Source organism: Nonomuraea sp. NPDC049655 (genome assembly GCF_044465465.1).
Lineage (GTDB): Bacteria > Actinomycetota > Actinomycetes > Streptosporangiales > Streptosporangiaceae > Nonomuraea.
On record NZ_JBITLS010000005.1, the window covers coordinates 127,591 to 153,604 of the forward strand.

Annotated in this window: 26 protein-coding genes; 15 read left to right on the forward strand and 11 right to left on the reverse strand. The window is 72.5% G+C overall.

Annotated features, from left to right (window positions below; translation table 11 throughout):
* Window positions 1–6 precede the first annotated feature (6 nt).
* Window positions 7–1,893 (forward strand): M48 family metalloprotease, encoded by a 1,887-nt coding sequence (locus ACIBQ6_RS17600; protein ID WP_397212973.1) that lies wholly within the window; start codon window positions 7–9, stop codon window positions 1,891–1,893.
* The gene (locus ACIBQ6_RS17605) at window positions 1,890–2,984 is read left to right on the forward strand and encodes a glycosyltransferase family 4 protein (RefSeq protein ID WP_397212975.1); all 1,095 of its coding nucleotides are present in this window, start codon (window positions 1,890–1,892) and stop codon (window positions 2,982–2,984) included. Before ACIBQ6_RS17600 ends, ACIBQ6_RS17605 begins: the two co-directional genes overlap by 4 nt.
* Before the next feature lie 7 nt (window positions 2,985–2,991).
* Here the strand turns inward: ACIBQ6_RS17605 and ACIBQ6_RS17610 are convergent, their stop codons facing one another.
* The 3 genes from ACIBQ6_RS17610 to ACIBQ6_RS17620 are packed head-to-tail and all read right to left on the reverse strand — an operon-like array spanning window position 2,992 to window position 6,064.
* Window positions 2,992–3,909 (reverse strand): carbohydrate ABC transporter permease, encoded by a 918-nt coding sequence (locus ACIBQ6_RS17610; protein ID WP_358294118.1) that lies wholly within the window; start codon window positions 3,907–3,909, stop codon window positions 2,992–2,994.
* Complete coding sequence (locus tag ACIBQ6_RS17615; protein ID WP_397212977.1) at window positions 3,906–4,778, reverse strand: carbohydrate ABC transporter permease; 873 nt, start codon at window positions 4,776–4,778, stop codon at window positions 3,906–3,908. Before ACIBQ6_RS17615 ends, ACIBQ6_RS17610 begins: the two co-directional genes overlap by 4 nt.
* Complete coding sequence (locus ACIBQ6_RS17620; protein ID WP_358294116.1) at window positions 4,778–6,064, reverse strand: extracellular solute-binding protein; 1,287 nt, start codon at window positions 6,062–6,064, stop codon at window positions 4,778–4,780. The genes ACIBQ6_RS17615 and ACIBQ6_RS17620 overlap by 1 nt, the downstream gene beginning before the upstream one ends.
* A gap of 182 nt (window positions 6,065–6,246) precedes the next feature.
* Here ACIBQ6_RS17620 and ACIBQ6_RS17625 point away from each other — a divergent pair, with 182 nt between their 5' ends.
* Window positions 6,247–7,029: a DeoR/GlpR family DNA-binding transcription regulator gene (locus ACIBQ6_RS17625; protein WP_358294115.1), complete on the forward strand. Its 783-nt coding sequence runs from the start codon at window positions 6,247–6,249 to the stop codon at window positions 7,027–7,029.
* 87 nt (window positions 7,030–7,116) lie between these two features.
* Here ACIBQ6_RS17625 and ACIBQ6_RS17630 read toward each other — a convergent pair whose 3' ends face one another.
* Window positions 7,117–8,010: an aldo/keto reductase gene (locus ACIBQ6_RS17630; RefSeq protein WP_358294114.1), complete on the reverse strand. Its 894-nt coding sequence runs from the start codon at window positions 8,008–8,010 to the stop codon at window positions 7,117–7,119.
* A 58-nt stretch (window positions 8,011–8,068) separates the two neighbouring features.
* On the opposite strand from ACIBQ6_RS17630, the gene ACIBQ6_RS17635 reads away from it, so the two are divergent.
* Window positions 8,069–8,461: a MerR family transcriptional regulator gene (locus tag ACIBQ6_RS17635; RefSeq protein WP_358294112.1), complete on the forward strand. Its 393-nt coding sequence runs from the start codon at window positions 8,069–8,071 to the stop codon at window positions 8,459–8,461.
* A gap of 3 nt (window positions 8,462–8,464) precedes the next feature.
* Here the strand turns inward: ACIBQ6_RS17635 and ACIBQ6_RS17640 are convergent, their stop codons facing one another.
* Window positions 8,465–10,210: an AMP-dependent synthetase/ligase gene (locus ACIBQ6_RS17640; protein ID WP_358294110.1), complete on the reverse strand. Its 1,746-nt coding sequence runs from the start codon at window positions 10,208–10,210 to the stop codon at window positions 8,465–8,467.
* Window positions 10,211–10,338: 128 nt separating this feature from the next.
* On the opposite strand from ACIBQ6_RS17640, the gene ACIBQ6_RS17645 reads away from it, so the two are divergent.
* The 7 genes from ACIBQ6_RS17645 (at window position 10,339) to ACIBQ6_RS17675 (ending at window position 16,055) form a co-directional block, all read left to right on the forward strand.
* Entirely contained in the window at window positions 10,339–11,106 is a 768-nt protein-coding gene (locus ACIBQ6_RS17645; RefSeq protein WP_397212980.1) for a metallophosphoesterase, read from the forward strand.
* Window positions 11,107–11,167: 61 nt separating this feature from the next.
* Window positions 11,168–11,611 (forward strand): SRPBCC family protein, encoded by a 444-nt coding sequence (locus tag ACIBQ6_RS17650; protein ID WP_352353271.1) that lies wholly within the window; start codon window positions 11,168–11,170, stop codon window positions 11,609–11,611.
* Window positions 11,608–12,771, forward strand: coding sequence for an ArsA family ATPase (locus ACIBQ6_RS17655; RefSeq protein ID WP_397212982.1), 1,164 nt, complete (start codon window positions 11,608–11,610; stop codon window positions 12,769–12,771). Before ACIBQ6_RS17650 ends, ACIBQ6_RS17655 begins: the two co-directional genes overlap by 4 nt.
* Before the next feature lie 39 nt (window positions 12,772–12,810).
* Complete coding sequence (locus ACIBQ6_RS17660) at window positions 12,811–13,218, forward strand: hypothetical protein (RefSeq protein WP_397212984.1); 408 nt, start codon at window positions 12,811–12,813, stop codon at window positions 13,216–13,218.
* Between the two features lie 13 nt (window positions 13,219–13,231).
* Window positions 13,232–14,164 carry an ROK family glucokinase gene (locus ACIBQ6_RS17665; protein ID WP_358294105.1) on the forward strand — a complete coding sequence of 311 codons (933 nt, stop codon included), beginning with the start codon at window positions 13,232–13,234 and terminating at the stop codon, window positions 14,162–14,164.
* Window positions 14,165–14,167: 3 nt separating this feature from the next.
* The gene (locus ACIBQ6_RS17670; RefSeq protein ID WP_397212986.1) at window positions 14,168–14,911 is read left to right on the forward strand and encodes an endonuclease/exonuclease/phosphatase family protein; all 744 of its coding nucleotides are present in this window, start codon (window positions 14,168–14,170) and stop codon (window positions 14,909–14,911) included.
* A gap of 37 nt (window positions 14,912–14,948) precedes the next feature.
* Complete coding sequence (locus ACIBQ6_RS17675; protein ID WP_358294101.1) at window positions 14,949–16,055, forward strand: hypothetical protein; 1,107 nt, start codon at window positions 14,949–14,951, stop codon at window positions 16,053–16,055.
* A 9-nt stretch (window positions 16,056–16,064) separates the two neighbouring features.
* Here the strand turns inward: ACIBQ6_RS17675 and ACIBQ6_RS17680 are convergent, their stop codons facing one another.
* Window positions 16,065–16,544 carry a hypothetical protein gene (locus tag ACIBQ6_RS17680; protein ID WP_358294099.1) on the reverse strand — a complete coding sequence of 160 codons (480 nt, stop codon included), beginning with the start codon at window positions 16,542–16,544 and terminating at the stop codon, window positions 16,065–16,067.
* Window positions 16,545–16,590: 46 nt separating this feature from the next.
* A complete protein-coding gene (locus ACIBQ6_RS17685) occupies window positions 16,591–17,349 on the reverse strand; it encodes an alpha/beta fold hydrolase (protein ID WP_357967798.1) in 759 nt (252 codons plus the stop codon).
* Between the two features lie 147 nt (window positions 17,350–17,496).
* On the opposite strand from ACIBQ6_RS17685, the gene ACIBQ6_RS17690 reads away from it, so the two are divergent.
* Entirely contained in the window at window positions 17,497–18,204 is a 708-nt protein-coding gene (locus ACIBQ6_RS17690) for a lysophospholipid acyltransferase family protein (RefSeq protein ID WP_387666209.1), read from the forward strand.
* Window positions 18,205–18,277: 73 nt separating this feature from the next.
* Here the strand turns inward: ACIBQ6_RS17690 and ACIBQ6_RS17695 are convergent, their stop codons facing one another.
* Window positions 18,278–18,733, reverse strand: coding sequence for a MarR family transcriptional regulator (locus ACIBQ6_RS17695; RefSeq protein ID WP_352353253.1), 456 nt, complete (start codon window positions 18,731–18,733; stop codon window positions 18,278–18,280).
* An 81-nt stretch (window positions 18,734–18,814) separates the two neighbouring features.
* On the opposite strand from ACIBQ6_RS17695, the gene ACIBQ6_RS17700 reads away from it, so the two are divergent.
* Entirely contained in the window at window positions 18,815–19,243 is a 429-nt protein-coding gene (locus tag ACIBQ6_RS17700) for a DoxX family protein (protein ID WP_358294094.1), read from the forward strand.
* 141 nt (window positions 19,244–19,384) lie between these two features.
* On the opposite strand, the gene mmuM is transcribed toward ACIBQ6_RS17700, so the two are convergent.
* The 3 genes from mmuM to ACIBQ6_RS17715 form a co-directional block, all read right to left on the reverse strand.
* The gene (gene mmuM / locus ACIBQ6_RS17705) at window positions 19,385–20,251 is read right to left on the reverse strand and encodes a homocysteine S-methyltransferase (protein WP_397212989.1); all 867 of its coding nucleotides are present in this window, start codon (window positions 20,249–20,251) and stop codon (window positions 19,385–19,387) included.
* A 637-nt stretch (window positions 20,252–20,888) separates the two neighbouring features.
* Entirely contained in the window at window positions 20,889–23,414 is a 2,526-nt protein-coding gene (locus tag ACIBQ6_RS17710; protein ID WP_397212991.1) for a VIT domain-containing protein, read from the reverse strand.
* Window positions 23,411–24,151 (reverse strand): helix-turn-helix domain-containing protein, encoded by a 741-nt coding sequence (locus tag ACIBQ6_RS17715; protein WP_397212993.1) that lies wholly within the window; start codon window positions 24,149–24,151, stop codon window positions 23,411–23,413. The genes ACIBQ6_RS17710 and ACIBQ6_RS17715 overlap by 4 nt, the downstream gene beginning before the upstream one ends.
* Window positions 24,152–24,267: 116 nt before the next feature.
* Between ACIBQ6_RS17715 and ACIBQ6_RS17720 the strand changes: the two genes are divergently transcribed.
* Both ACIBQ6_RS17720 and ACIBQ6_RS17725 read left to right on the forward strand, forming a co-directional pair.
* Window positions 24,268–24,735, forward strand: a complete 468-nt coding sequence (locus ACIBQ6_RS17720; RefSeq protein WP_358294091.1) for a DNA starvation/stationary phase protection protein — start codon at window positions 24,268–24,270, stop codon at window positions 24,733–24,735.
* A gap of 250 nt (window positions 24,736–24,985) precedes the next feature.
* Window positions 24,986–26,008 carry an alkaline phosphatase PhoX gene (locus ACIBQ6_RS17725; RefSeq protein WP_364331674.1) on the forward strand — a complete coding sequence of 341 codons (1,023 nt, stop codon included), beginning with the start codon at window positions 24,986–24,988 and terminating at the stop codon, window positions 26,006–26,008.
* The last annotated feature ends 6 nt before the right edge of the window (window positions 26,009–26,014 follow it).

The following is a 26,014-nucleotide window of genomic DNA, read 5'->3' on the forward strand; positions in this document are numbered from 1 at the left end:
AGGCAGATGAGCGAGCGGAACGACCCGCCCCGGGAAGGGGACGAGCCCGCCGGAGCGGTCGCCAGAGGGGCCGACGAGCCCGGCACGGCGGTCGTGGCGGCCCACGGCGGCGGTGTGGCCATCAGGGACGACGGCGCGGACCGTCCCGGCGACGGTGCGCCGCCGGAGCCGTCCGGCACCAACGAGCCCCCCGAGTCCCCGGGCCACCCCGACGACCCGGACTATCCGGACGCCCGCCCCGACGCGGACGCCGACCCCGACACCGAGGACCCCCGTCACCCCCGGCCCCCCACCCCCGACGACCGCCCCCACGCGACCCGCGCCGACGCCCCCGCCACCGACGCCCGGACCAGCGCGCAGGCCGCCGATGGCACGGACACCCCCGGCAAGAGCCCCGAGGCCCCCGACGACCCGGGAACGGGCGGCAAGGGCGGCGGCAAAGGCGGCGGCAAGGGCGGCGGCAAAGGCGGCGGCAAAGGCGGCGGCAAAGGCGGCGGCAAAGGCGGCGGCGAGGGCAGGGGCCGTGGCAAGGGCGCGGGCGATCCCGTCACCCCCCTCGCCGAAGGCGTCGAGGCCCGTCCAGGAACCGGCAAGCTGACGGGAACGGCGGAGCACCTGATCGCCCGCGAACGGCAACGCGTGGAATCCCGCTCCAGGCGCGCCGCCGGCGCCGCCCTGGCCCTGGTCGGCGGCGTGATCCTGGCCGTGGTCGCGTTCACCACCCCCTGGCGGGTCCTGGCGGCGGGCGCGCCCGCCGTCGCCCCCGACCCCGCCCGCGACTTCAGCGCCGCCCAGATCGCCAGGGCGCAGGCGTTCGACGCGGCCACCACCCTGCCCGGCTACATCTCGCTCGGCCTCACGGTCCTGTTCGCCGGGCTGCTGGTCCTCACGCCGTTCGCGGCCAAGGTGCTGGGCGTGCTCAGGGGCCCGTGGTGGGTGCGGGTGATCCTCGGCGTGGTGGTGCTCACCGCGATCACCGAAGTGCTGAGGTGGCCGCTCGGCATGTGGTTCGAGACGATCCTGCGCGACTACGGCCTGTCCACCCAGGACTGGGCGGGCTGGGCCGCCGACCGGCTCAAGAACACCGGCGTCAGCGTGCTGCTGATGGCCGTGATGCTGCTCGCCCTCGTGGCGCTGGCCCGCAAGGTGCGCCGCTGGTGGATCCCGGCCGCCGTGGGCGCGTTCGCGCTCACCCTCGGCGTGTCGTACGTCTACCCGGTGGTGTTCGAGCCGCTGTTCAACGACTTCACCTCCATGCCGCAGGGCTCGCTGCGGTCGGAGCTGCTGGCCATGGCCGAGCGGGACGGCGTCCCGGTCGAGGACGTGCTGGTCGCCGACGCCTCGCGGCGCACCACGGCGCTCAACGCGTACGTGTCGGGCTTCGGGGCCACCCGCCGGATCGTCGTCTACGACACGCTGCTCAAGGCGCCGGAGTCGGAGGTCGAGCTGGTGGTCGCGCACGAGCTGGGCCACGCCAAGCACGCCGACGTGCTCGACGGCACGCTGCTCGGTGGCCTGCTGGCCGCCTTCGGGGCGATCGGCCTGTTCCTGCTGGTCGGGCCGCTGCGGCGGCGCACGGGGATCGCCTCGGTGGCCGACCCGCGCGCCATCGGCGTGCTCATGGGGCTGATGACGCTGGCCTCGCTGGTCTCCGACCCGGCCCAGAACCTGATCACGCGGCACGTGGAGGCGCGGGCCGACGTGCACGCCCTCGACCTCACCAGGGATCCGGCCACGTTCGTCGCGATGCAGAAACGCCTCGCCATAACCAACATTTCCGACTTGTCGCCGGATGCGGTGGAATATGTGCTCTATGCCTCCCATCCCTCCAGCCCCGAGCGCAACGCCCTGGCCCGCTCGTGGGCGAGACTGAACGGCGTCCCCGAACCGTGACCGACGTGGTCTTCGTGACGAACGACTTCCCGCCCAGGCCGGGCGGCATCCAGTCGTTCGTGCACGGACTCGCGCTCCGCACGCCGGGGGTGGCCGTCTACGCCCCCGCCTGGCCGGGATGCGAGGAGTTCGACCGGCGTCAGCCGTACCGGGTCGTCCGGCACCCGACGCGGCTGATGCTGCCCACCCCGGCCGTCGCGCGCAGGGCGGCCGGGCTGGTGGCCGAGCACCGCGCCGAGACCGTCGTCTTCGGCGCGGCCGCGCCGCTCGGCCTGCTCGCGCCCCGCCTGCGCGCGGCGGGCGCGCGGCGGGTGGTGATGCTCACCCACGGCCACGAGGCGTCGTGGGCGGGCGCGCCGGGCTTCCGCTCGGTGTTGCGCAGGATCGGCGCGCACGCCGACGTGGTGACCTACCTGGGCGACTACACGCGGCAGCGCCTGGCCGCGGCGATCCCCCCGCACAAGCTCGTACGCCTGGCGCCCGGCGTCGACGTCGACCAGTTCCACCCGCGGGCCGCCAAGGCGGCGCTGGGCCTCGACGGCCGGCCGGTGGTGGCCTGCGTGTCCCGGCTGGTCCCGCGCAAGGGCCAGGACCAGCTCATCCGGGCCTGGCCCAGGGTGCTCCGCGCGGTGCCGGACGCGGTGCTGCTGCTCGTCGGCGGCGGCCCGTACCGGTCGAGGCTGGAGCGCCTGGCGGGCGGGCACGAGTCGATCAGGTTCACCGGCACGGTCCCCGCCGCGAGCCTGCCCGGCTACTACGCGGCGGCCGACGTCTTCGCGATGCCCTGCCGCACCCGCTGGAACGGCGTGGACGTCGAGGGACTCGGGATCGTCTTCCTGGAGGCGTCGGCGACCGGCCTGCCGGTGGTCGCGGGCAACTCCGGCGGCGCGCCGGACGCCGTCCGGCCCGGGGAGACGGGCCTGGTCGTGGACGGCGCGGACGTCGCGGACGTCGCCCAGGCCGTCGTCGACCTGCTCTCCGATCCCGCGCGGGCACGCAAGATGGGCGCCCGCGGCCGCGACTGGATCACCCGCGAGTGGACGTGGGAGCAGGTGGCCACCCGCTTCCACGCCCTGCTCCGACCCTCCTGACCTTGACCTAGCCCTTGGTCGAGCCCAGCGTGAGCCCGGCGACGAACTGCTTGTGCAGGAGCTGGAAGACGACCAGCGTGGGCAGCGCCACCAGCAGGGACCCGGCCGCCAGCAGGTTGTAGTCGGTGAAGAACTGGCCGCGCAGGTTGTTCAGCGCCGAGGTCACCGGCAGCTTGTCGCCCGAGGACATCAGCACCAGCGCCCACAGGAAGTCGTTGTACATCCAGGTGAACTCCAGGGTGGCCAGCGCCGCCAGCACCGGCCTGCACAGCGGCAGCGTGAGCCGCCAGTAGCGCTTCCACACGCTCGCGCCGTCCACGAGCGCCGCCTCGGTGATCTCCTCCGGGATCGTCCGCATGAAGTTCGCGATGACGAAGACGCAGAAGCCGAACTGGAACGCCACGTGGATGAGGATCAGCCCGAGGTAGGAGTCGTAGAGCGACTGGGAGTCCGACAGCCAGGCGGGCAGCGGCACCAGCGTGTAGAGGGTGTACAGCGGGGTGATGAGCACCTGCGGCGGCATCAGGTTCCCGGCGGTGAACACGATCAGCAGCGCCTTGCGCCCCGGGACGCGCACCCGCGCGACGGCGAACGCGGTGAACGAGGCCAGCAAGAGCGTGACCAGCACCCCGGGGACGACGATGATCAGCGTGTTCAGGTAGTAGCGGGGCAGCTCGGCCCGGCTCCACGCCTCGGCGTAGTAGCCGAGCGTGAGGTGCTCGGGCACCGACAGGTAGCCCAGCCGGGCCGTCTCCGCGTACGGCCGCAGCGAGGCGTAGACCGACAGGGCCAGCGGCAGCACCCAGCCCAGCGCGACCAGCGCGAGGAAGACGTGCAGCAGGACGCGCAGCGGCCGCACGGGCCGGCGCGCGGGCGGCCGCCGGTCCTGGGCCGGGGGAGCGGCGGCGGGCGCGGTGAGCGTCATCGCTCCTCCTTGAACAGCTGCGACAGGTACGTGACGATGAACCCCAGTGAGATCACCAGCAGGATCACGGCGATGGCCGAGCCGAAGCCGATGCGGCCGGCCTCGCCCACGATGTTCTCGGTGACCAGCACCGACAGCAGCTCCAGGCCGTTCCTGCCCTTGTTGACGGCGTAGACGACGTCGAACGCGCGCAGCGCCTCGATCACGGTGATGACCAGCACGATCACGTTGACCGGCCGCAGCGTCGGGAACACCACGCGGAAGAAGGTCTGCGCCTCGGTGGCCCCGTCGATGGCGGCGGCCTCCTTCAGCGCCGGGTCCACGGCCTTGAGCCCGGCCAGGTAGATGATCATGACGTAGCCGACGTGCCGCCAGCCGGCCGCGACCATCACGACCCAGATGTTGATCGACCGGTCGCCCAGCCAGTCCACGGTCAGGCCGGTGACCGCGTTCAGCACGCCGTAGTCGGAGGAGTAGACGAGCTGGGCGATGAAGCCCACCACGGCCAGCGACAACACGACCGGCAGGTAGAGCGCGCTCTGGTAGACCCGCGACCAGCGCAGCCGCCGGTCCAGCAGCACCGCGCAGAACAGCCCGAACGGCGTCGCGACCAGCCCCAGGAAGCCCAGCCACAACACGTTGTTGCGCACCGCCGACCAGAACGGCGGGTAGGCGGTGGCCAGGTCGTGGTAGTTGCGCCCGCCCACCCACTCGATCGGCCCGATGCCGTTCCAGTCGGTGCCGGACAGCGCGACGGAGGCCAGCGCGGGCCCCCAGATGAGGCCCACGTTGACGATGACGGCCATCCCCAGCCCGATGACCAGCACGGTCACGTCCCGGGCGGAGTAGCGACGGGTTTTGACGGTCATCAGCGGAAGATGTTGGCCTTCTGCTTCTCGATGCCCGCCAGCAGCGAGTCGATCTCGTTCGGCGCGCCGACGAACGCCTGCAGGGACGGGATCATCACGGTGGAGGCGAAGTCCGGCCGGGTGTCGCGGTCGAGGAACTGCGCCAGGTGGGTGGCCTGGGAGACCAGTTCGGCGCCGCGCTTCTGCAGGGCGCTGTAGCCGCTGGTGTCGGCCTTGGAGCTGGACGCCAGCGTGCCCGGGTCGAGCTTGGTTGCCTCGTTCTGGGACGAGCCCTTGGCCAGGTGCTTGAGCAGGGCCTTGGCGCCGTCCACGTTCCGGGCCTTGGCCGAGATCATGTAGCCGTCGATGGGGGCGTCGATCGAGTCGGTGCCGTGGGCGGGGTCGATCTCGGGGAAGGTGAAGAAGTCGAGGTCGTCGCGGTCGGCCTCGGGGAACTGCTGGGCGACGAACATGCCGAGCAGGATCATGCCGGTCTTCTTCTGCGCGAGCGACTGCCCGGCCTCCTGCCAGGTGCGCCCGAGCGCGGCCGGCTGGTGGTACTCCATCAGCCCCCGCCAGGTGTCGAAGACCTGCCTGACCCGGGGGTCGGTCCACGACTCCTTGCCGGCCATGAGCGAGATGTGGAAGTCGTAGCCGTTCGTGCGCATGTTCAGGATGTCGAACGTGCCCATCGCCGGCCAGCCGTCCTTGTCGGCGAACGCGATCGGGACCAGCCCGTCGGCCTTCATCCTCCTGGCCAGGGCGGTGAACTCGTCCAGGGTCCTCGGGGGCTCGTACCCTTTGGCCCGCCACAGGCTCTTGCGGTAGAAGACGGCCCACGGGTAGTAGGTGAACGGCACGAAGTACTGTTTGCCGTCGGTGCCGGTCGACTGGTCCTTGAACGCCTGCGTGTAGTCGCCGCCGATCTCCCGCCACACGTCCGAGATGTCGGTGGCCAGGCCCTGTTCGGCGAAGAAGCGCATCCGGTAGCCGGCGAACCAGGTGAACACGTCGTCGGGCGTGCCCTTGAGATAGCGGTTGATGTTCTCCTGGAACGTGTTGTGGTCGACCGTGTTGACCTTCGGGACGGCCTGGGTGAAGCCCTTGAGCACGGTCTCCAGGGCCTTCTTGGGCACCTCGTCGGAGGCGTTCGAGCCGATCGTGACCGTGCCCGTCCCGCCGCCGGACGACCTGCCCGGCCCGGTGGCGGGGCTGCCGGACCCGCACCCGACGAGGACGGCGGGCACGCCGAACGCGGCGGCTCCGAGGAGTAGACGGCGGCGGGAGATCGGCATGTGTCGGTCCATGGTGGTTCCTCCTTGCCGGACCCTTCAGATTCCCCCGAGTTCGCTCACACCCATTCATCGAAAGACGAAGCCCTACCGCTGTCAACGCACTGTTTCATGACGTTTTCGACGCATTCACCGGGTCGGTGTCATGTCATGATGCGGACGGGATGTGTCGGAATCTGTTGGGATCTGGTGATGCGATGCTCGCCCCGCAGCGTCAGCAGGCGATCCTGGACCTCGTCCGGCAGAACGGCGGCGTCAGGGTCGTGGACCTGGTGCGCACGTTCGGCGTCTCCGACATCACGATCCGGCGCGACCTGGAGCTGCTGGCCGAGCGCGGCCTGCTGGCCAAGGTGCACGGCGGCGCGACCACCATCGGCTCCACGAACGAGCCCGGCTTCGCCGCCAAGTCCGTGCAGCAGGAGGCGGAGAAGCAGGCCATCGCCGGGCACGCCGCCGCGCTCGTCCGCCCCGGCACGGCCGTGGCCCTGTCGGCCGGCACCACGACCTGGACGCTCGCCCACCACCTGGGCCAGGTCCCCGGCCTCACCGTCGTGACGAACTCCGTCCGCGTCGCCGACGTCTTCCAGCACGCCGGCCGTCCCGACCAGACGGTCGTGCTCACCGGCGGCGTGCGCACCCCGTCCGACGCCCTGGTCGGCCCGGTCGCGGTCGCCGCGATCCGCCGGCTCAACGTGGACCTGCTCTTCCTGGGCGTGCACGGCATGACCGCGAGGACGGGCTTCACCACCCCGAACATGATGGAGGCCGAGACCGACCGCGCGCTGGTCGAGGCGGCCTCCCGGCTCGTCGTGCTGGCCGACCACACCAAGTGGGGGACCGTCGGCATCAGCACGATCGCCGAGCTCGGCGAGGCCGACGTGGTCGTGTCCGACACCGGCCTGCCGGAGCCGGCCAGGCAGGCGCTGTCGGAGCGGGCGGGCCGGCTCGTCCTGGCCGAGGTGAGGCCCGTCCCGCGGTGAGGCCCGTCCTTAGATGAGGCCCGTCCCGAGATGAGGTCCGTCGCCGGCTGCGGGGTCGCGCCGCGCCCCCGCTTCCGGACGGCGGCCTCAAGCGACCGCCGCCGACAGCCGGTCGTACTGCTCGTCGGAGAGCTCGACCGACAGCGCCGCCACGTTCTCCTCCAGGTGCCCGATCGAGGAGGTGCCCGGGATCGGGATCACCGTGGGGGAACGGCGCAGCAGCCAGGCCAGCGACGCCTGGGCCGGGGTGACGCCGATCTCGGCCGCCACCGCCGCCAGCGGCGTGCCGGGCCCGGCGTGGGAGCCCGCCGCGATCGGGAAGAACGGCAGGAACGCGATGCCGTGCGCGGCGGCGTGGTCCACGACGTCCTCGTGCTGCCGGGTGGCCAGGTTGTACATGTTCTGCACGGCCGCGATCGGCGTGATCTCCGCCGCCTGGCGCAGCTCCTCGGCGCTCACCTCCGACAGGCCGATGTGCCGGACCTTGCCCTCGTCCCTGAGCTGCGTGAGCGCGCCGATCTGGTCGGCGAGCGGGTAGGCCGGGTCCAGGCGGTGCAGCTGGAGCAGGTCGATGCGCTCCACCCGCAGCCGGCGCAGGCTCAGCTCGGCCTGCTGGCGCAGGTAGGCCGGATGGCCGAGCGGCACCCACTCGGCGGGCGAGGGCCGCAGCACGCCGATCTTGGTGGCCACCGCCACGCCGTCCCCGTACGGGTGCAGCGCCTCGGCGATCAGCTCCTCGTTGGCGCCGAGCGCGTAGGAGTCGGCGGTGTCGAAGAGGTTCACGCCCAGCTCGGCCGCCCGGCGCAACACGGCCACGGCGCCCGCCCGGTCCGCCGGCGCGTCCCAGATGGGCGCCTCCATCGCCGAGCGCGCGGGGTCGGGGGCGTCGGCCAGCCGCATCGAGCCGTAGCCGATCCGGCGCACCTCCAGGTCTCCGCCAATGGTGAACGTCTGTACAGTTTCGCGAGGAATTTCTCTCATGGACGTCACGCTAGAAGCTCACATCGATGTGAGATGCAAGCGGTGTGAGGAGCATCACGTGAAGATCGGCGCGCTCTCCGCGGAGACCGGGGTCAGCCCCCGGCTGCTGCGCTACTACGAGGAGCAGGGGCTGCTGACCTCGTACCGGGCCGACGGCGGCCACCGGCGCTACGGAACGGACGCGCCCGTCGTGGTCCGGCGCATCCGCACGCTGCTCGCCGCGGGACTGCCGACCAAAGTGATCAGGGACGTGCTCCCGTGCGCCTCCGGCTCCGGCGAGGTGCTGGACGCGTGCACCCTCGATGCCCTCCGCGGCCGGCTCACCGGCCTGGACGAGCAGCTGGCCGAGCTCCAGGCCACCCGCCACGCCCTGGCCGCGATCCTGACCGCGACCGAGCGGGCCGGCGACCCGGCCGACGAGCCGGCCGGTGAGCTGGTGGGGGCGGCCTGACGGCTAGTGGCCGTAGAGCTCGTCGATCTCCTTGGCGTAGTCGCGCATCACCAGGTTGCGCTTGACCTTCAGCGTGGGCGTCAGGTGGCCGCTCTCCTCGGTGAGGTCGGTGTCGAGGATCGTGAACTTCTTGATCTGCTCGGCCTTCGACACCGTGCCGTTGGCCCGGTCGACGGCCTCCTGCACCTGCGCCAGGATCGCCGGGTCGGTGCGCAGCTCGGCCGCGCTGCGGCCGGCGGGCGTCGCCTCGGGGTCGAGCGTGACCAGCGCGGCGACGAACGGACGGCCCTCGCCGACGATCATGGCCTGGGACACCAGCGGGTGGGCGCGCAGCGCGTCCTCCAGCGGGCCGGGGGCGACGTTCTTGCCCGCGGCCGTCACCAGGATCTCCTTCTTGCGGCCGGTGATGCGCAGGTAGCCGTCGGCGTCGAGCTCGCCGACGTCGCCCGTGTGGTACCAGCCGTCGGCGTCGACCGCCTCGGCGGTGGCGGCGTCGTTCTTCCAGTAGCCGTGGAAGACGTTGCGGCCCTTGGCCAGGATCTCGCCGTCGTCGCCGATGCGGACCGAGACGCCGGGCAGCGGCTTGCCGACCGTGCCGATCTTGTTCCCGCCCGGCATGTTGACCGAGATGGGGGCGGAGGTCTCGGTCAGGCCGTAGCCCTCGAAGACCTCGATGCCGACGCCCCGGAAGAAGTGGCCGAGCCGGTCGCCGAGCGCCGAGCCGCCGGAGACGGCGGCCGACAGCCGGCCGCCGGTGGCCGCCCGCAGCTTGGCGTAGACCAGCCGGTCGAACAGCAGGTGACGCAGCCGCAGGCCGAGCGGCGCGCCGCCGGACGCCTCCGCCTTGCTCCAGGCCACCGCCACGTCGACGGCGCGGGCGAAGATCTTGCCCTTGCCGCCCGCGGCGGCCTTCTGCTCGGCGCCGTTGTAGACCTTCTCGAACACGCGCGGCACGCCCAGCAGGAACGTCGGCTTGAAGTCCTGGAGGTCGGGGGCGACGTTCTTCATGTTCGGGGTGTGCGCCATGATCGCGCCGGCCTCGACCAGCACCACCTGGATCATCCGCGCGAAGATGTGCGCGAGCGGCAGGAACAGCAGCGCCGCCGGGGCGTTCGAGCTGAACAGCCGGTCGAGCGGCCCGCGCAGCACGTTGAGCGCGGTGAACAGCAGGTTGTCGTGGGTGATCCGGCAGCCCTTGGGACGGCCGGTGGTGCCCGAGGTGTAGACGATCGTGGCCAGGTCGGCGGCGACGACCTTCTTCCTGCGCTCCTCCACGGCCGAGCCGGGCACGCCCTCCGCGTCGAGCCGCCCCTCGACCCGCCAGACGGCCTTCAGCTCGGGCGCGGCCTCGCGGACGGTCTCCTCGTGCGCGTCGAGCTCGACGAAGGCCGCCTTGGCCTCGCTGTCGGCCAGGATCCACCGGACCTGCTCCACCGACGAGGTCTCGTAGATGGGGACGGTGACCGCGCCGACGGACCAGAGGGCGTAGTCGACCAGCGTCCACTCGTAACGCGTGCGCGACATCAGCGCGACCCGGTCGCCGTGCTCGATCCCGGCCGCGATGAGCCCCCTGGCCACCTCGACCACCTGGTCGCGGAACTCGCCCGCGGTCACGACGGGCCAGCCGTCGTCGGTCTTGCGGCGCATGATCACGGTGCCGGGCTCCCGCTCGGCCCGGTCGAAGACCGTGTCCGGCAGGCTTGCTGAGGCAGGCACATCGACCAGGACGGGGACGCTGTACTCGCGCACGAACTTTCAACTCCTCTACGGGGACCGCCTGGACGTTACCGCCTTAAGTTACGCGCCGGTAGCATCGTCATGGGAGCGTTATGAAGGGCGTTCATCACGCTAGCAGCCGTCCCACCTAGGATTTCCCCATGAGGGTCCACGTGGTGAGTGACGTGCACGGCAGGGCCGACGCGCTGGCCCGCGCGGGCGAGGGCGCCGACGCGCTGGTGTGCCTGGGCGACCTGATCCTCTTCATCGACTACGACGACCACGCCAACGGCATCTTCGCCGACCTGTTCGGCGCGGAGCGGGCCGCCGAGTTCATCGCCCTGCGCACGGCCAAGCGCTTCGACGAGGCCAGGGCCATGTCGGCGCGGCTGTGGGCCACCCTCGACGGCGACCCGCGCGAGCACATCGAGCGCAACGTGCGCGCCCAGTACGCCACCCTCTTCGCCGCCATGCCCACCCCCGCCTACCTCACCTACGGCAACGTGGACATTCCCCGCCTGTGGCCCGAATACCTCAAACCGGGCCATCAGGTGCTCGACGGCGAGGTGGTGGAGATCGGCGGCCTGCGCTTCGGCTTCGTCGGCGGCGGTCTCAAGACCCCCTACCGCACCCCGTACGAGATCGGCGACGAGGAGTACGCCGCCAAGGTCGAGGCGATCGGCGAGGTCGACGTGCTGTGCTGCCACATCCCGCCCGCCCTGCCCGAGCTGCTCTACGACGTCGTGGCCAGGCGCTTCGAGCGCGGCAGCGAGGCCACGCTGGCGGCCATCCGGCGCACCCAGCCGCGTTACGCCCTGTTCGGCCACGTCCACCAGCCCCTCCACCGCCGCGCCCGCGTCGGCCGCACCGAGTGCGTGAACGTCGGCCACTTCCGCGGAAGAGGTGAGCCGTTCGTCCTGGAATGGTGAGCCGGGCGGCCCGTGACCGGCGCTCCGCCGCAACGGGCGGATTCTGCATTACGGTGGTCGCATGGCTGATCGCACCACTTCGAGCACCACCATCGGCGCCGGCCGCGCAGAGGTCATGGCGGTCATCGCCGACTTCCCCGCCTATCCCGAATGGGCCGGATCGATCAAGCGCGCCGAGGTCGTCAGTACGGGCGCCGACGGGCGGCCCGAGCAGGTGCGGTTCGTCCTCGACGCGGGCGTGATCAACGACACCTACACCCTGGCCTACACCTGGGACGGCGACGACAACGTGCGCTGGCAGGTGGTCGAGCCGGGCAAGATGGTCGGCGACCTGCGGGGAAGTTACCAGCTCGCCGAGACGGGCAGTGGCACCGACGTGACGTACGAGCTCACCGTCGACCTCACGGTGCCCATGATCGGGATGATCAAGCGCAAGGCCGAGAAGGTGATCGTGGACACCGCGCTCAAGGGGCTGAAGAAGCGCGTCGAGGGCCGTACCCGGTGAGCCCCCGGGTCCTGCTCTTCACCGGCAAGGGCGGCGTGGGCAAGACCACCGCCGCCGCCGCGACCGCCACGCTGGCCGCCGAACGCGGGCTCAAGACGCTGATCGTCTCCACCGACACCGCCCACTCGCTGGCCGACGCGCTCGCCGTCGAGCCCGGCGAGATCGCGCCGGGCCTCCACCTGCACCAGGTCGACACGCAGAAGACCCTGGAGCGCCACTGGGGCGACCTGCAGCACTACGCCAGGGGCGTGCTCACCGAGCTCGGCCTCGACGAGATCACCTCCGAGGAGATCACCGTGCTGCCCGGCGCCGAGGAGGTCATCGCCCTGCTCGAACTGCGCGAGCATGCCCGCCACGGCGCCTGGGACGTCATCGTCATCGACTGCGCCCCCACCGCCGAGACGCTGCGGCTGCTGGCCCTGCCCGAGGCGCTCGACTGGCACGTCACCAGGCTCATGCCGGTCGGCCGCAGGCTGGTCAAGGTCGTCTCGCCGTTCATGCGCAGCGTGGCCCGGGTCAGCGCGCCGGGCGACGACGTCATGAACGCCGCCGAGCGGTTCCACCGCGGGCTGATGGAGGTGCGCGAGCTGCTCACCGGCGACAGCGCGTCCGTGCGGCTCGTGCTCACCCCCGAGGCCGTGGTGCTCGCCGAGGCCAGGCGCACCCTCACCTCGCTCAACCTGTACGGCTACCGCGTCGACGCCGTCATCGCCAACCGCGTCTTCCCGGCCGGCGGCGCCGACGAGTGGCGGGCCAACTGGGTGAGCGCCCAGGCCAGGCTGCTGGCCGAGGCCGAGGAGTCGTTCGCGCCGCTGCCCGTCCACACCGTTCCGTACCTGGCCGCCGAGCCGGTCGGCCGGCGCGCGCTGGCCGAGGTGGGCGCCTCCGTCTACGGGGACACCGACCCGTTCGCGGCGCCCGCCGTCGAGCCGCCGCTGCGGCTGAGCGCCGACGAGCTGACGCTCGCCCTCCCAGGAGCCGACCACGACGACGTCGACCTGGCCCGCAAGGGCGACGAGCTCATCATCACCGCCGGCCCGTACCGCAGGATCCTGGCGCTGCCCGCGGCGCTGGCCCGCCGGAAGATCGGCTCCGCCGTGCTCCGCGACGGCGCGCTGAGAATACGGTTCAGTGTGGGGAGCGAATCCGGCTCCGAATGAGTTGAGCAGGATGAGCGAACCATACGCAGGGAGGGCCAGATGACCGAGAACCACGACAGAGATCCCAGCAGGGACCCCATCGGCACCGTGGCCGACGAGGCGCGCAAGCTGTTCGAGACGATCCAGGGGCGCGCCACGCGCCAGGTCGGCAGGACCGTCTACAACTCCTTCACGGGCGGCGGCGCCCGCAAGGAGCGGGACGTGTGGAGCGAGGCGGTGTCCGAGCCCCACGACGAGTACATCTGCCGCGCCTGCCCGGTGTGCCGGGCGATCGCGGCGCAGCGGGAGTCGGGCTCCGACGTGACCGGCCACCTGGTGGCCGCGGGCGGCGAGCTGTTCGCCGCGGTGCGCGGGGCGTTCGACGCGCTGAGCAGGCCCGCCCCCCGCGGGCCGCGCGACACCCGTGACCGCGATCGCGGCGACGTGGAACACATAGATCTGGGATAGGGAGACACGCGGCATGCTCACGATCGGTGTCGACATCGGCGGTACCAAGGTCGCCGCGGGCGTGGTCGACGACAACGGCGAGATCGTCGAACACACGCTCAGGCCGACCGCGGCCGACCGGCCCGACGTGGTCGCCGACACGGTCGCGGACGTCGTCCGCGAGCTGTCGCAGGGCAGGGACGTCGAGGCGGTCGGCGTCGGCGCGGCCGGGTTCGTCGACGAGACCCGCTCGATCGTGCGCTTCGCCCCCAACCTCGCCTGGCGCGAGGAGCCGCTGCAGAAGAAGATCGGCGACCTGGTCGGCCTGCCCGTCGTGATCGAGAACGACGCCAACGCCATGGCCTGGGGAGAGACCAGGTTCGGCGCCGGGCGCGGCCAGTCCCACGTGGTCTGCCTGACGCTCGGCACCGGCATCGGCGGCGGCATCGTCATCGACGGCGCCCTCTACCGCGGCCGCTGGGGCATGGGCGCCGAGCTCGGCCACATGCAGGTCGTGCCCGACGGACGGGTGTGCGGCTGCGGCAACATCGGCTGCTGGGAGCAGTACGCCAGCGGCCAGGCCCTGGTCAAGGAGGCCAGGGAGATCGCCGCCCGGCAGCCCGACCGCGCCGAGATCCTGCTCGGCCTGGCCGGCGGCCGGATCGAGGGCGAAGAGGTGACCGAGGCCGCCCGGCTGGGCGACAAGGCCTCGCTGGCCGCCTTCCGCAGCCTGGCCGACTGGCTCGGGCAGGGCATGGCCGACCTGGCCGCCGTGCTCGACCCCGGCTGCTTCATCGTCGGCGGCGGCGTCTCCCGGGCCGCCGACCTGTTCCTCGACGAGGCCCGCGAGGTGTTCGCCAGGCAGCTCACCGGCCACGGCCACCGGCCGCTCGCCGAGATCCGGCTGGCCGAGCTGGGCGCGTCCGCGGGGGTGGTCGGGGCCGCCGACCTGGCCAGGCGGCGCTAGCGCGTGCCGGCCGTGGTTCCCTCGTCCGGCACGCGGGGCATGCGCGACGGCGTGCTGGTCAGGGTCGCCTCGTACAACGTGCGCAGCATGCGCGACGACGTGCCCGCGCTGCGCCGGGTGCTCGCCGCCATGCGGGCCGACCTGGTGTGCGTCCAGGAGGCGCCGAGGTTCGCCCGGTGGCGGGCCAGGCGCCGGGCCCTGGCCGAGGCCGGCGGCCTGCGCGTGGCCACGCCGGGACGCGCCGGCGGCGTGTGCGTGCTGGCCGGGCCGCGGGCCCGGGTGCTGGAGGCGCGGCTGCACCGGCTCAAGGCGTTCCCCGGCCTGGAACGCCGGGTGCTGGCCGTCGCCGTCGTCGAGATCGGCGGCGCGCGGCTGGCCGTCGGCTCGCTCCACCTCGACCTGCACCTCGCCGCCCGGCTGCGGCACGCGGGCGAGGCCATGTCCCTCATGGAACGGGCGGCCGCCGCGCACGACGCCGCCGTCGTCGTCGGCGCCGACGTCAACGAGCGGGGGCACCAGCCGGCCTGGCGTCTCCTGGCCGCCCGGCTGTCCGACTGCCACGCCGTCGCGCCCGCGGGCGCCGGGCTGACCTTCCCCGCCGCGCGGCCCGCCGAGCGCATCGACGCGGTGTTCGCCGCGCGCGAGGCACGCGTCCTGTCCTGCGGGGGAGTGGCGGCCGGGAACGCCGATCTGGCCGGGGCCAGCGACCATCTGCCGGTGCTCGCCGAGTTGCAGGTTGGACTCTGACGGGCGAGCCGCCCGGGCCAGCCCGTAGCATTTGTTCATGACCCGTCGCTCTCAGCGGCGTGCGCTCTCCGTCCTTCTGGCGACGTCCGTGGCCTTGCCGCAGGTCACGCCCGCCGCGCATGCCGAGCCCCGCCCCGCCGCCGAGGCGTGGCAGAAGTCGACGAGCGCGCGCCTCGACGCGGACGGCTCGCTCTCCGACGTGCTCGCCGTCTCGCCGGGCGACGTGTGGGCGGTCGGCCAGCAGGAGATCTGGGACGTCTGGAAGAACCGCGGCACGATCCGCCACTGGAACGGCACCTCCTGGAACGAGGTGGCCGTGCGCGACGCCACCGCCGCGGGCAACCTGCGCGGCCTGGCCGCCGCCGGGGCCTCCGACGTGTGGGCGGTCGGCGACGGCCACGACGGCCTGCCCTACCTGGCCCACGGCGACGTCACCGGCTTCGACCGGGTCCGGCCGCAGGGGCTGCACGCCGGCGACTGGCTGGGCGGCATCGACGCCAAGCCGGGCCGGGTGGTCGCGGTCGGCAGCCGGGAGAAGTCCGGGCTCATCCTCAGCGGCCAGGGCAACACCTGGACCGTCCAGCAGACCAAGGAGAAGGGCGCGCTCTACGCGGTCGCCTCGGGCTTCGCGGTCGGCGACACCGGCGGCGCGCCGCTGATCATGCACTACACGTCGGGGGCCTGGAAGTCGATGTCCGTGCCCGCCGTCCCCGGCGGCTACCTGCGGGACATCCAGGTCGACAGCTCCAAGCGGGCGGTGGCCGTCGGCGGGGTCTACCACGGCCCCGGCGAGATCTCGCCGCTCGTGCTCACCTGGAACGGCAAGCGCTGGCAGCGCCTGGCGATCCCGGCCACCGGCGCCCGCCTCTACGGCGTCACCGGCGACGGCAAGGGCCGCTACTGGATGACCGGCTACGACCCGGAGCAGGCGGCCCAGCCGTTCGTGATGCGCTGCGAGAAGGACGCCTGCCAGATCATCCGCGGCGCCGCGGAGAAGGGCCGCAGCAGCGTACGCCTCCAGGCGGTGGCCTACCTGGCCGGCAAGGGGGCGCTGTGGGCGGTCGGCCACGCCGTCGACGCGGCCGACCGCTACACCGACGTCGTGGAGTCCTTCGCCCCCCGCACCACCACGGCCAAGTCGTAACGGGCCGGGCTACAGGACGGCGCCGTCGTCCCAGCCGGAGTCGTTGGGCGGGCCGTCGCCCATGCGCACGACCAGCGCCACGAACCCGCCGATGAACGCCGCCACCGCGGTGAACAGCGCCCACCCCTCCATCTGCCAGCTGGCCATCGCCGCCACCAGCAGGTAGGCGGGCCCGCCGAACAGCGCCACCCAGGCGAGCTTGGTGGGCAGGTCGAGCTTGGGCAGCGGCGGCGGGGGAGGCGGCTCGAAGTGCCCCTCGTCCTCGTCGTCGTCGCGGGCGGGTTCGTCGCGGTCGTCGAGGTCGTCGCGGTCGGGCGCGTCCTGGTCGAGTTCGGGCTCCTCGGACGGTTTGACCACCCTGCGGGTGGGCTCGGCGGGCACGTTCTCGCTGTCCGGCCATGGCTGGTCGGCCGAGTCGCGCTCGGCTGTGTCGTTGAAGGACGCGACGATCTGCCGCCAGACCTCGTCCTCGTCACTCTGGGGCGTCACCTAGATGGGCCTCTCCGCAGCGATCGCGACTTCCCCCTGGGTGCGATCAGTCCCTCTGCAAGGGTACCGAGGCATGTGTCCGGATGAAGTCGAGGCTACCGGCAAAGATCCTGTCGGCATCGTTGTCAAGCGTCGCAACATGGTAGCTGTCCGTGAGCTCCTCGATCGTGGCCTGCGGGACCTTCTGGCGAATGATCGCCACACTCGTCGGTTTCACCACGTGGTCGTCGCGGCTGTGGAAGACCAGCAGCGGCTGGGTGACCTTCGCCAGGTCGGCCTGCACCAGCGACCACAGCCCCGGCAGCGACGCGGCCGCCTTGACGGGCGTGCGGGCGTAGGCCAGCTCGGTCACGCCGGGCTTCTTGACGTCGTTGGCGACGCCGGGCACCGACGGCAGGAACCACTTCAGCAGCGGCGCCAGCCTCAGCAGCGGCACGTCACTGGCGATGGACGGGTTGACCACCACCACGCCCCTGACGGCGTCCCCGTGCACCTCGGCCAGCCGCAGCGCCAGGCAGCCGCCCAGCGACAGGCCCGCCACGAACAGCTCCGAGCAGCGCCCCTGGAGGTCGGCGAACGCCTTCTCCACCTCGGCGTACCAGTCTTCCCAGCGGGTGCGGTTCATCTCCTGCCACGTGGTGCCGTGCCCCGGCTGGCGGGGCAGCGAGACGCTGACCCCATGGCCCGCCAGGTACTCGGCCCAGGGCCGCAGCGACTGCGGCGTGCCGGTGAACCCATGGCACAGCAGCACACCGACCTGACCCGCTCGGTGGTGGTAGGGCTCCGCGCCTGGCATGAGCGGCATAACAGCTCCTTGACGCAATTTCATCCCGGAACTGCCCGATCGTCGCACGTTCAGGGGTGATTGTGCGAGAGCTGGTGTAGTTGCATCTCGCCAGGGATGGGAAGATGACTCTGCTCTATCACGATGTCCTGGGGAAGAGGTGGCCGGGTGTTCTACTGGGTGGTCAAGGCCATCTTGAAGCCGATCCTCATGCTCTTCCGCCCGTGGACGGAGGGCGGGGACAACGTACCCAAGCAGGGTCCCGCGATCCTGGCCGGAAACCACCTCTCCTTCGCCGACCACTTCTTCGGCCCGCTGCAGATCCGCCGCAAGGTGATCTCGCTCGGCAAGGCCGACTACTTCACCGGCACCGGCATCAAGGGCTTCTTCACCCGGCTGTTCTTCAGCGGCGTCGGCACCGTGCCGATCGACCGCTCCGGCGGCAAGGCCAGCGAGGCCGCGCTCCGCACCGGCCTGCGCATCCTGCGCGAGGGCAACGTCCTCGGCATCTACCCCGAGGGCACCCGCTCGCCCGACGGCCGCCTCTACAAGGGCAAGACCGGCGTGGCCCGGCTGGCGCTGGAGTCGCGGGTGCCGGTCATCCCGTGGGCGATGGTCAACACGTACGAGATGATGCCGCCCGGGCGGCTGTTCCCCAAGCTCGGCATCCGGCCGGGCGTCCGGTTCGGCAAGCCGCTCGACTTCTCCCGCTACTACGGCATGGAGGACGACCGGCTGGTCCTGCGCGCGGTCACCGACGAGATCATGTACGCGCTGATGGAGCTGTCCGGCCAGGAGTACGTCGACAAGTACGCCGCCAGCGCCCGGGTCGAGATGGAACGCGCCCGCCGCGCCGCCGCCAAGACCGGTTCCTGAGGGCCTTTCCGTTTTCGCGGTCAGCTCCTGAGGGCCTGTCCGTTTTTCCGGGCGGTTCCTGGCGCTCTCGCGGTCAGCTTCTGAGAGCCTGTTCGCTTTTCGTCATCGCGCTGGTCAGTGAGGTCAGCTCCGCGCGGGTGAGCCGGTCGATCAGGTAGTCCCGCACGACCTCGACGTGCCCGGGAGCGACGCGTTCCAGGCAGCGCTCGCCCGCCTCCGTGAGCACCGCCAGCACCCCGCGGTCGTCGGACGGGCACGTGGCGCGCTCCACCAGCCCCGCCTTCTCCAACTGCGTGATCTGGTACGTCAGCGCGCTCTTCGACACCACCACGCCCCGGGCCAGCTCGGTCATGCGCATCCGGCGCTCGGGGGCGGCCGACAACCGCACCAGGATCTCGTACTGCGGGTGCGTCAGCCCGGCCGCGGCCTTGAGCTGCTCCTCGATGCGCCGTTCGAGCAGGTGGGAGGCCGACAGGAAGGCGCGCCAGGCGGCCATCTCCGTCTCGTCGAGCCAGCGGGTGTCCGTCACGTCCCAAGTGTACTTGTTGTTCAGATTTGAACTACCGGTAGAGTGGTTGTTCAAATCTGAACGACTCCCTTTGGAGGGTCCATGATCGATCAGGCGCGTCCCATCGCCCTGCTGCTGGCCAGGATCGCCATCGGCGTGATCTTCTTGGTGCACGGCTACCAGAAGTTCGCCGACATGGGCATCGCGGGCACCACGAAGTTCTTCGAGTCCGCGGGCATCCCCCTGGCCGGGGTGGCCGCGCCGGCCGTGGCGGTGCTGGAGGTGGCCGGCGGCATCGCGCTGATCCTCGGCGCCGCGCTGCCGATCGCGGGCACGCTGCTGGCCCTCGACATGATCGGGGCGATCGTGTTCGTCCACGGCTCCAGCGGCTTCGGGGCCGGTGAAGGGGGCTACGAGTTCGTCCTCGCGCTGGCGGCGGCGAGCCTGGCGGTGGGATTCACCGGCGGCGGCGCCCTGGCGCTCGACACCCTCCTCGGCCGACGCCGCACCACGGCTCCGGCCGCCGCCTAGCGACCCGCCCGTTCCGGCCGCTCAGGACCTCCGCGCGCCCACGCGTGGGGGTCCTGCGGCCTTGCTTTCGTCCGTACGGCGGCCGGGGGCGTCGGGTGTGCCGGTGACGTCTCGCCTGGGCTTGGGCCTGGGCCTGGGGCGTCAGGTCAGGTGGGCGCGGATCTGCCTGATGTGCTCGGGGGTCGTGCGGCAGCAGCCGCCGATCAGCGACGCCCCGGCGCGCTCCCACTCCTTGGCGGCCAGCCCGTACTCCACCGGGTCGGACAGGCCCAGCCACCGGCGCTGCTCGGCGTCCCACGTCTCGCCCGAGTTCGGGTAGACCACGACGGGCAGTCCGCCGGACAGGCGGGCGACCAGCCCGGGGATGTGCCGCGGCGCCGTGCAGTTGACGCCGACCGCCACCACCTGCGGGTTTCCGGAGAACAGCGCGGCGGCCCGGTCGATCGGGGTGCCGTCGTTGATGCGCTCGGCGTCGCGGCAGGAGAAGCTCACCCACGCCTTGACCCCCGGCGTGGAGGCCAGCAGCCCGGCCAGCGCCCGCGCCTCGGCGAAGGACGGGATGGTCTCGCAGGCCAGCAGGTCGGCGCCGGCGGCGGCCAGGATCTCCCAGCGCGGACGGTGCCAGGCCAGCAGGCCGTCTTCGTCGAGGTCGTAGTCGCCGGTGTACTCGGCGCCGTTGGCCAGATAGGCGCCGTAGGGGCCGACCGAGGCCGCCACCAGGCCGCGACCGGCCTCGTCGCGGGCCTGCCCGGCCAGCTCGACAGACAACCTGATCAGCCGCTCGGCCTCGGACCGGTCGAGCCCGCGCCGCTGGAAGCCGGGGATGGTGGCCTGGTAGCTCGCCGTGGTCGCCACGTCGGCGCCCGCCGCGTAGTAGTCGGCGTGCACCCGCCTGATCAGCTCGGGCTGCTCCAGCAGCAGGCGCGCCGACCAGAGCTCGTCGCGCAGATCCGCGCCGAGCGACTCCAGATGCGTGGACAGGCCGCCGTCCAGGACGAGTGTGCTCACCCGTCCAGAATAGGAGGCCGCGGGGGATGGTGGCACATGGGAATGGCACGCCTTTTCCCGGGGACGCCTGAATATCGCGGCGGAGATATCGCCGGGCGTGGAATTCATAATGGGTCGCGGGGGCATTCGCGCGCCGGTACGCGGGTGTGCCGGGTCGTTCGCGACAGCGGGGCCCGTCATGGCGTGCCATCGTTCCCTGGACGCCCGTCACGGCCCATTACGCCGGGCTCGTAGATGATTAGGCAGCGAAATCAGGAAAGAATCCAGAATCCCCGCCTTTGGTGGCAACGGCGGTTCTGGAAACGGCGCTACCACCAAGTCCGGTGCGGCACGATTGGACCTGTCAGTGGCCGATCAGCCATTCGCCCCAAGTGTCCGTGAACACGAGCCTCCGCCGATCATCGCCCAGCCGCCCCCACCCCACCAGCCCGCCGCCCGGCCCCCGGCTACTGTCCGATGCCGCACAGCCGCGCCGCCGTGCTGCCCGCAGGTGGGTCGTCGGGCTGCCAGGCAGCTGGGCGCGCGTGCGGTGGGGCGGGTGCGGCCGCGCTGCGGCGCGTCCCCGCGTCGGGCCGCTCCCCGGTGGAGGTGGCGGCGCTGCGGGGTGGTGCAGCGCCGCCGGGGTGTCAGGTGGGCGTCAGCCTCGTTTCCAGAAGGGACGGTGGCGCTTGCCGGGCTCGGGGTCGCCTGGAGCGAGCGGGCCGTCCTTGGGCAGCGGGTCGCCTGGGGCGAGCGGGCCGTCCTCGGGAAGAGGGTCGCCCGGCGCGATGGGGTCGTCCGGGAGGGTGGGGTCGGTCGGGGTGTGGTCGGCGGGGGTGCCGGTGAGGGTGGCCAGCGCTTCGACGGCGTGGTCGTGCAGGGCGCGCAGGTCCGTGCCGGGACGTTCGGCCGCCTCCAGGTCGCGGGCCAGCGTCGCCAGCGCCTCGTTCCCGCCCAGGTACGCCGCCAGCGCCGCCAGACGCGAGCCCAGGTCGGCCAGGTACAGCGCGTCCGGCACGCGCATCGCCCTGAGCCGGTCCAGTTCGGCCTTCAGCTGCGGCCTGACCGACTCCAGCCGGTGCGCCGGGCGCGGCGACGACGGAGGCGCGAACTTGGGTGAGGCTCCATGCCCAGGGCCGCCACCGGAGCCGGGTGCGGACGGCGCAGGACCGGCAGGGCCGCCCGTGAGAGGCGGGGCCGGGAAGGGGGCGTCGGCCGGGGAGGGGCCGCCGAGCGAACCCGGCGCGCCGAAGCCCTGGTCGAGGCTCCGGTCGAAGCCCTGGTCGAAGGACGACGGAGCCGGCGGCATCATCCGGGCGGCACTCGCGGGACGCGCCATCGTCATCGCCTGCGCCACGAACCCCCCGCCCATGGACGGGTTCGGCGGCAGCTCCCACCCGCTGGGCGGCTCGACCGGCTGGATCACCCGGTGCTCGGGCGCGCCCTCCGCGACCTGCCTCGTGTCGATCGCCACGTACGCCGTGAACCTGCACAGAACGCCGTTCTCCAGCGAGACCTCGACGATCCGCGACTCCAGGCCGTGCTCGCCCATGGCGTACCGGTCCTCCAGCTCGCGCAGGTGGGCGCGGGCCCAGACGGCGCGGAGGGCGGAACTGTCGGTGGTCACCCCCGTGACCCGCTCCTCCCACGGCCCCTCGGCCGACGTGCCGCGCACGGTGACGGCCTCGGCGCCCTCGCGGCACCGTCCGTACACCCGGAGCGGGACCCCGGGGAAGATCGAGCCGAGGTGGGTCACGGTGCCGGGCTCGGTCTCCAGCCCCTTCAGGGACAGGTCCGTCACCAGCGGCGCGCCGATCCTGCGGTGGATCTGCTCCATCGCCGCGTCCAGCCGGTCCTCGGACTCGACCAGCTCGCACCGGCCGGCGCCCAGCCCGGCGAGCCGGCCGAGGAAGCCGGCGTTCACCGCCCGGTCGATGCCGACCGTGTGCACCCGCATCGCCGACAGCGCGCCGCCGGTCTGCTCCAGGATCTGGTCCTCGTTGCCCACCTGGCCGTCGGTGACCAGCACCATCACCCGCTCCCTGTCGCCGGGCGCGCCGAGGAGGGCGATGGCGCGGCGCAGCGGTTCGAGCAGCTCGGTGCCGCCGCGCGCGTCGACCCGCGCCAGGTGCTCGACCGCGCGGTACCGGTTGCGGTCGGACGCCTCCACCAGCCCCTCGAACGCCGCCTCGACCACCGAGTCGAACGTCAGCACGTCGAAGCGGTCGTGCGCGGTCAGCGTGTCGACGATGCGCGCCGCCGCCCGCCGCGCCGCGACCATCTTCCAGCCGCCCATGCTGCCCGAACGGTCGAGCACCAGCACCACGTCCCGCGGCGCGCGGGCGGCCTGGAGGGCGGGCGGGACGACGGTGAGCGCGAACGTCCCCCGCCCGTCGAACTGCAGGGACGTGGACGCCTCGAACGACAGCCGCAGGATGAAGTCACGGTCGAGGCGCTCGCCCGGACGCAGGCGCACGGTGTGGCCGTCCTCCTCGACCACGTGCAGGCTGGAGGCCACCTCCCGCAGGTCGAGCCCGGAGGCGTCGACGCGGGCGGTGAGCGAGAGGCGCACGGGGCTGGGGAAGCCGGGCAGCAGCACCGGCGGCGTGATCCTCGACGCGTCGGGGACGGCGTCGGTGTCCGGCGCCACGCCGGAGCCCGCCGGGTCGCTGTCGAGCGGGGTGCCCGGGACGTACCGCGGGGCCACGACGAGCGGGAACCGGAAGGTCGCCGCGCCGTCCTCGTAGGGGAGGGGCTGGCTCATGGTCAGCCTGATCGAGACGCGTTCGCCGGGCAGGATGTTGCCCACCCTGATGGTGAAGACGTCGGGCCGGTCCTCCTCGGCGATGGCCGCCCGCCTGCCCTCGCGCAGCGCCTGGTCGTAGTCGGCCCTGGCCTGGCCGCGCTCCTTCAGCACGCCCTCCACGACCCGGTCGTCGGCCTCCATCCTGAAGGCCGTCACGGCCGCCCGGTCGGGCAGCGGGAAGACGTAGGTCGCCTCCAGCGTGACGTCGAACGGGTTGCGGAACCCCTGCTCGACCTCGACCCCGGCGACGAGCCCGGCGATGTCGGCGTGCACGTCCACGCTGTCCAGCGGCAGGTTGCCGCGCTCGGTCAGCAGCGCGCCGAACCCGGCCTCCGGCACCGGCAGGCACCGTGCGGGCTCCAGCGAAGTGATCTTCACAGCAGTCTCCTCTCTACGAGCACCGCGAGCAGCGGCCCAGCCGCCGCCAGCACCGCCTGAACGTCGTCCTCGGACGGAGGCCGCCCCCCGTCCCACACAAGGCGCACCCCGTCCGCGAGCACGACCCCCGCGGCCGGCCCGCCCCCGGCATGCCCCGCTCCGGCGTCGGCGGGGCGTTCGCTCCCGGCGGGGGCGCGGCGGGCCGGCCGCTCGGCCCAGAATCTCTCACGTCCCGGCTCGCCGCCGCCCGCGGCCCGCCCGCCCGGCGGGCGTCCCGCCGCACGCGCCTGGCCGTCGAAGGCCCCGTTCGCCTCGCCGCCGGACGTCACGTTCGTCGTCGTGGCGATGACGGACGCGGGCCCCGCCGAGCGCGGGCTGTCCGGCGGAGAACCGGGGACCGCCCGCCCGTCACCCACGGACGGCACGTCGGCGAGCCCGGCGGCCGCCGCCAGCGTGGCGTTCGTCGCGCCGGCCAGCGCCGTCTGGATCTCGGCGATCGAGTGCCCCGCCGCCTGCATGCGCTTGACCGCCACCAGTTGCAGCAGGTGCCGCCGGCCGTAGCGGGCGATCCTGCCGCGCCGGGTCAGGGGCGGGTCCACGAGGCCGATGGTGGTGTACCACCTGATCAGGCGTTCCCCGGGCACGTCGCGGACCCGGCCGTTGACCGGCTGGGCGCCCGCGCGCAGCGCCCGCGCCGCGTGCTCGGCCAGCTCGCCGATGGTCCAGGTGTCGCTCATACCTCCACAATGACACTGTCACTATTACACTGTCAACGACCGAAAGATCGGAAGAATCCAGCCCCGGCTGGCGTTCTAAATAGGCATAAGCACCACTGAAGGGGAGGAAATACGACATGGCTACGATCACCGGTCCGCTCTCGGGTGAAGCCAAGAACACTGTCGCCGAAGCCCTGCAGGACGCCCTGGTCGATCTGATCGATCTGTCGCTGATCGCCAAGCAGGCGCACTGGAACCTTGTCGGCGCCCATTTCCGCCCGATTCACCTCCAGCTCGACGAGCTGACCGACCTGGCCCGTGCCCACATGGACACCATCGCCGAGCGGGCGGTCGCCCTCGGCGTGAACCCCGACGGGCGCTCGGCGACCGTCGCCAAGTCCACCCGGCTCCAGCAGCCCGAGCGCGGCTGGCTGGAGGACGGCAAGGTGGTGGCGACGATCACCGACATCCTCGACGGCATCAGCAAGCGCATGTACGAGCGCATCCGCGCCACCGACGAGGCCGACCCGGTCAGCCAGGACCTGCTCATCGCCGTGACGCAGGACATCGACAAGCAGCACTGGATGTTCCAGGCCCAGCGCTGACCGCGCGCGGCCGCCGGCCGCACCACCCGAAAAGCCCGGGCACGCCCACAGTGCCCGGGCTTTCGCGTGTCCGCCCCCAAGGTGGGCGATCTTCCGTCCGGTGGGTACGGACTGTCACGCATCGTCCAGGGGCCGACGGCGATCTCACGCCACGACGGAGCGCGGGGTTTGCGCAGAGTTTGATGTCACGAGTCCTTGCCATTCATGTCGGTGCGGTCGACTAGCGTGGCACCTAGAGGGAGGCCCCACGATGTCCCACAAGACTCTCCTCCGCACGGGCCCGCTCTTGCAGGGCGGCATCAGCCCGTACGGGCCGCTCACGCCGGCGTCCGCCGACGGGCTCGCGCTCCCGCCGGGCTTCACCGGCCGGGTGGTGGCCCGGTCGGGCGACAAGGTGGCCGGGCTCACCTGGCACGCCGCGCCCGACGGCGGCGCCTGCTTCCCCGACGGCGCAGGCTGGATCTACGTCTCCAACTCCGAGCTGCCCCTGCTCGGCGGCGCCTCCGCGCTGCGCTTCCACGCCGACGGCACGGTCGCCGACGCCTACCGCATCCTGTCCGGCACCGACCTCAACTGCGCGGGCGGCGCCACGCCGTGGCACACCTGGCTGTCGTGCGAGCTCGGCGACCGCGGCCGCGTCTTCGAGTGCGACCCCTACGGCGCCCGCGCCGCCCGCCCCCGCCTGGCCATGGGCCGCTTCCGGCACGAGGCCGCCGCCTGCGACCCCGAGCGGCGCGTCGTCTACATGACCGAGGACGAGCACGACGGCTGCTTCTACCGCTTCCGTCCCGGCGACTGGGGCGACCTGACGGAGGGCACGCTGGAGGTGCTGTGCGCGTCGGGCGGGTGGCGGCCGGTGCCGTCCCCGGCCGCGCTGCTCACCGCGGCCCGCCACCAGGTCGAGGACGCCCGCCACTTCGACGGCGGCGACGGCTGCCACTACGCGGGCGGCGTCTGCTACTTCACCACCAAGGGCGACACCGGCCTGTGGGCCTACGACGCCCACACCTCCACGCTCGACCGGCTGTGCGAGGGCGTGCGCGCGATCACCGCCGCCCCCTCGGGCGACCTCTACGTGGCCAGGGAGACGACGGAGATCGACGTCATCGCGCCCGACCGGGCCGTCACGCCGTTCCTGCGGCTCACCGGGCACGAGGGGGCCGAGCTCACGGGGCTGGCGTTCTCGCCGAGAGGCGACCGGCTCTACTTCTCGGCCAGGCGCGGCCGCACCGAGGGCCACACCTTCGAGGTCCGCGGCCCCTTCCGCCCCTGACCACGG

Coding starts and splice junctions, on each gene's coding strand:
- ACIBQ6_RS17600 (WP_397212973.1), top strand. CDS start 7: ATGAGCGAGCGGAACGACCCGCCCCGGGAAGGGGACGAGCCCGCCGGA.
- ACIBQ6_RS17610 (WP_358294118.1), bottom strand. CDS start 3,909: ATGACGCTCACCGCGCCCGCCGCCGCTCCCCCGGCCCAGGACCGGCGG.
- ACIBQ6_RS17615 (WP_397212977.1), bottom strand. CDS start 4,778: ATGACCGTCAAAACCCGTCGCTACTCCGCCCGGGACGTGACCGTGCTG.
- ACIBQ6_RS17620 (WP_358294116.1), bottom strand. CDS start 6,064: ATGGACCGACACATGCCGATCTCCCGCCGCCGTCTACTCCTCGGAGCC.
- ACIBQ6_RS17625 (WP_358294115.1), top strand. CDS start 6,247: ATGCTCGCCCCGCAGCGTCAGCAGGCGATCCTGGACCTCGTCCGGCAG.
- ACIBQ6_RS17630 (WP_358294114.1), bottom strand. CDS start 8,010: ATGAGAGAAATTCCTCGCGAAACTGTACAGACGTTCACCATTGGCGGA.
- ACIBQ6_RS17645 (WP_397212980.1), top strand. CDS start 10,339: ATGAGGGTCCACGTGGTGAGTGACGTGCACGGCAGGGCCGACGCGCTG.
- ACIBQ6_RS17650 (WP_352353271.1), top strand. CDS start 11,168: ATGGCTGATCGCACCACTTCGAGCACCACCATCGGCGCCGGCCGCGCA.
- ACIBQ6_RS17660 (WP_397212984.1), top strand. CDS start 12,811: ATGACCGAGAACCACGACAGAGATCCCAGCAGGGACCCCATCGGCACC.
- ACIBQ6_RS17665 (WP_358294105.1), top strand. CDS start 13,232: ATGCTCACGATCGGTGTCGACATCGGCGGTACCAAGGTCGCCGCGGGC.
- ACIBQ6_RS17675 (WP_358294101.1), top strand. CDS start 14,949: ATGACCCGTCGCTCTCAGCGGCGTGCGCTCTCCGTCCTTCTGGCGACG.
- ACIBQ6_RS17685 (WP_357967798.1), bottom strand. CDS start 17,349: ATGCCGCTCATGCCAGGCGCGGAGCCCTACCACCACCGAGCGGGTCAG.
- ACIBQ6_RS17700 (WP_358294094.1), top strand. CDS start 18,815: ATGATCGATCAGGCGCGTCCCATCGCCCTGCTGCTGGCCAGGATCGCC.
- ACIBQ6_RS17715 (WP_397212993.1), bottom strand. CDS start 24,151: ATGAGCGACACCTGGACCATCGGCGAGCTGGCCGAGCACGCGGCGCGG.
- ACIBQ6_RS17720 (WP_358294091.1), top strand. CDS start 24,268: ATGGCTACGATCACCGGTCCGCTCTCGGGTGAAGCCAAGAACACTGTC.
- ACIBQ6_RS17725 (WP_364331674.1), top strand. CDS start 24,986: ATGTCCCACAAGACTCTCCTCCGCACGGGCCCGCTCTTGCAGGGCGGC.